Origin of the sequence: Protofrankia sp. Cj5, assembly GCF_917627405.1 — a bacterium.
Lineage (GTDB): Bacteria > Actinomycetota > Actinomycetes > Frankiales > Frankiaceae > Protofrankia.
The window spans coordinates 1-3,272 of record NZ_CAKJTO010000209.1; the positions used below are offsets into that span (position 1 = coordinate 1).

A 3,272-nucleotide genomic window follows, 5' to 3' on the forward strand; every position below is an offset into this window, starting at 1 on the left:
TGCACAGGTAGATGCTCTTCAGCTGGCTGGTGCTGACGGTCTTCGGCGTCAGCTTGGGCGAGACCGGCTTCGCGGCCCAGGTCACCACGTCCTTGGCGTACGCGATGAAGGTCTTGTCGACGTCCGAGGGCTTCGTCGCGTCCGGGTAACGCGAGGAACGCGCGAAGTCGACGCACACGCCGGGCGCGTTGTATGCGGCCGGGTCGTTGTTCAGGGCTGTGACACCCGCGCTCGAGCCGTTCGGCCGGGCATAGTTCGCACAGCCAGCCTTCGCGGTGATGGGGGTTGTGCCGGTCGCGTTCCAGCTGTAGAGCTTCTTCGACGGGTTCGTCGCGTTGTACGACGTCGAGTAGTCGTTCAGGATGTTCTGCGTGGTGTCCGAACCCACGCCGACGATGTCGCCGGCCGCCGGGGTGACGTTCGCTGGCGGGTCGGCCAGGGCAGGTCCGCCCATGGCGCCCACGGCCAGCGCCGTGGCCGTTACGGCGACCACGCGGGCCGCCTTCTTCGGAATATTCATGTTCCACTCCTCGTCGGGAACGGTTTTCACCTGGCGGCACGCAACCACCGCCGAGCCGTCAGGTGGCTCCGGTGTGACGTTTCCATGCTTCTGATGAACACTGCCAGCCATCCGGGGGATTTACCGGGCAGCTATCGGGTAACCATTCAGCAAACACCCGTGAATATGCGTTCACGGCTGGGCTCGACATTTTACGACGGCGAAGAAAATGAATTCTCGGGGGCCGGGTAGCGCTCATTCAGGTGGCGGCGGGCGGCGGCTCAGCTGTGCGCTCAACAACGGTGGGACAAAGAAGGCGGCCAACACGGTGAGGCCGGCGAGCACAAAAAGAATGTTCGCCTGGTGACCGCCCTGGCGCAGGCTTGACACCGATACCGGGGCGGCGGAGATGTCGCTCCCGCCGGGTCCACCTGAGCCGTTGCCGCTGGCCGCGCCGACAAGCTGTCCGGTCTCCGGGTCGATCGTCGTGCCTGTGCCTGTGCCTGTGCCCGTGCCCGCCGAGCCGGTACCGTTCGATGCCTCCCCGCCCGTCCCGGTAACACCCGTCCCGGCGCCGCCGGAGGTATCGCCGGCCGTGCCGCCCGAACCACTGCCGCTGGCAGCGCCGCCGGAAGCGCTACCGGAACCGGTGCCGCCACCAGCGCCGCTGGACGTGCTGGCCGTTGTCGTGGCGCACGCCGCCGCGCCGGCCTTCGCGCAGGCGGGGGGCGCTGGCGCGGTGTTCAGCACCTGCAGCGCGGGATTGTTGCAGCTGGCCAGGGCAGGCGGCGCAACGTGCCCCGGTATGCGGCTCAGCTGGTCGAAACCGGCCTGCACGAGGTTGACCGGCAGGGGCGAGAACCCGAGGTTCTCCGCCTTCTGCTGACCGGCGCACAGAAAGTAGCTCATGAAGGTCGACAGGGTCCGCCCCTTGTCGGGCGTGAACCGCCCCACCGCCTCGACCGGAACAATCATGTAGCTGTAGCTCGAGATGGGGTAGGCACGAGGGTCGTTGTAGGCGTAGACGCCGTCAAGGTTCTGGGTGAGGTCGGTGTTGATTTTCGCCTGCGTGAGAGCCACCGCCACATCTCCCGCGGTTGGCTGGACGTAATAGCCACCGGCATTCAGGATGCTTGCGACCGGGAATCCCGAACGCTGGGCGTAGGAGTACTCGACGTAGGTGATGGAGCCCTCGCCGTACGGAGCGGCGACATAGTTGGCGACGCCGCTTGACAGGGCCTGGCCCTTCGCCCCGGGAAATGTCGGGTAGAACGACTGCAGCCCGCAGTTGCCGGTGAAACCCGCGTACCTGCCGCAGAAGTCCGCCCAGAGCCCGGGGTACTGCTTCGACATGTAGAGCGTGAACTGGGCGGACGTACCCGAACCATCCGAGCGAAGGACCGGTGTGATGGCCTTGTCCGGCAGCTGCCGACCGTTGTCCCTGGTGATCGCGGCATCCGACCAGTTGGTGACGACCCCGGTAAAAATCTTGGTAAGGGTCTCGCCCGACAGCCGGAGATTCGTGACCTGTTTCCCGGCGACGGTCAGGTGATACATGAACGACGTCCCACCCGCGACGATGGGCAGATAGGCATACGGCCGCCTGGCCGCGAGCGGCAGCTCATCAGTGTCGTTGCTGCCCGGGATCCGCGGCTGGAACGGGATCTCGGACACCGCGAAGTCGTTGAGACCGTTCCAGTAATCCGACCGTCCCGATGAAGAACCGTTACCGGTGTAGTTGACCGGAAGGCCGTTCTTGCGGACGTCGCGAACCCACTGGCTGATCATGATCTCACTCCAGGTGGAGCCGGATCCGGCCACGGCCGCATAGGGGGCGTCGGCGCTGGCGGGCGGCGTCGCCCCGATCCCGGCCCCGCCGGCCGCGGCCACGATCAGCATGATCGCGACGAATCGGGCGACCAGCCGGCGCCTCCTCGTGCCCGGCGGCCTGCCTCGTGCGGGCGTGTTTCCTGAGCGGGCATCTCCCGGGGAGACATTGGGCATCATCAGGACACCTCCGCGGAGCGGCGCTTCTGCCGGCGTGAGAGCTGTCCGGGGCCACGGCCTCCGACAACGCGGGCGATGACGAACAGCGTGAGTACGAGCGCGAGAAGCGTCAGCGCCGCGCCATAGGCCCGCGCGACCGACTCGGGCTGGGGGAACTTGACGTAGTTGAGGACGTAGAGGGGCAGGGAGAGCATCGCGCCGTGGGCGGGGTCGGCGTTGAGGTCATTGGTGAAACCCGCCGTGAGCAGCACCGGCGCAGTCTCACCAACGCCGCGCGCAACCCCGAGAATGACCGCTGTCAGCAGGCCTGGGCGGGCGGTGGGCAGCACAACATGCCACACGGTCTTCCACTGGCTCGCGCCGAGTGCGAAGGAGGCCTCCCGCAGCCCACCGGGGACGATCCGGAATACCACTTCCGCTGTCCGGGTAATGATCGGCATCATCATGATGGTGATGGCAAGGGAGGCGGCGAACCCGCACCGGTTCGTGCCGAGCGCCAGCACGACGGTCGCGAAGATGAACAGGCCCGCGACCACCGACGGAATCGCGCTCATCGTGTCGACGATCGTGCGTACCGGCCGGGCGAGAGGGCCGCGTATCTCATTGAGGAACAACGCGGTGGTGATACCGAGCGGCACTGAGATGAATACCGCGACACCGACCTGCAATAGCGTGCCCACAATGGCATGGAGTGCCCCGCCCGAGGTCAGTGGGTCGGACGGGGCTGTCACCGACATTGTTCGCGTGAAGAAGTTGAGGTGCAGGG

General features: G+C 66.6%; 2 protein-coding genes and 1 pseudogene. All 3 read right to left on the bottom strand.

The window, feature by feature from the left end; genetic code table 11:
• Positions 1-520: pseudogene (locus MJ777_RS22615) on the bottom strand (hypothetical protein); the annotation flags it as partial.
• Positions 521-754: 234 nt separating this feature from the next.
• Positions 755-2,503: a phosphate ABC transporter substrate-binding protein PstS gene (locus tag MJ777_RS22620; RefSeq protein ID WP_239377737.1), complete on the bottom strand. Its 1,749-nt coding sequence runs from the start codon at positions 2,501-2,503 to the stop codon at positions 755-757.
• Between the two features lie 2 nt (positions 2,504-2,505).
• Positions 2,506-3,272, bottom strand: a 767-nt coding sequence (gene pstA / locus MJ777_RS22625) for a phosphate ABC transporter permease PstA (protein WP_239377738.1), incomplete at its 5' end; no start/stop codon positions are given.

Coding starts and splice junctions, on each gene's coding strand:
- MJ777_RS22620 (WP_239377737.1), bottom strand. CDS start 2,503: ATGCCCAATGTCTCCCCGGGAGATGCCCGCTCAGGAAACACGCCCGCA.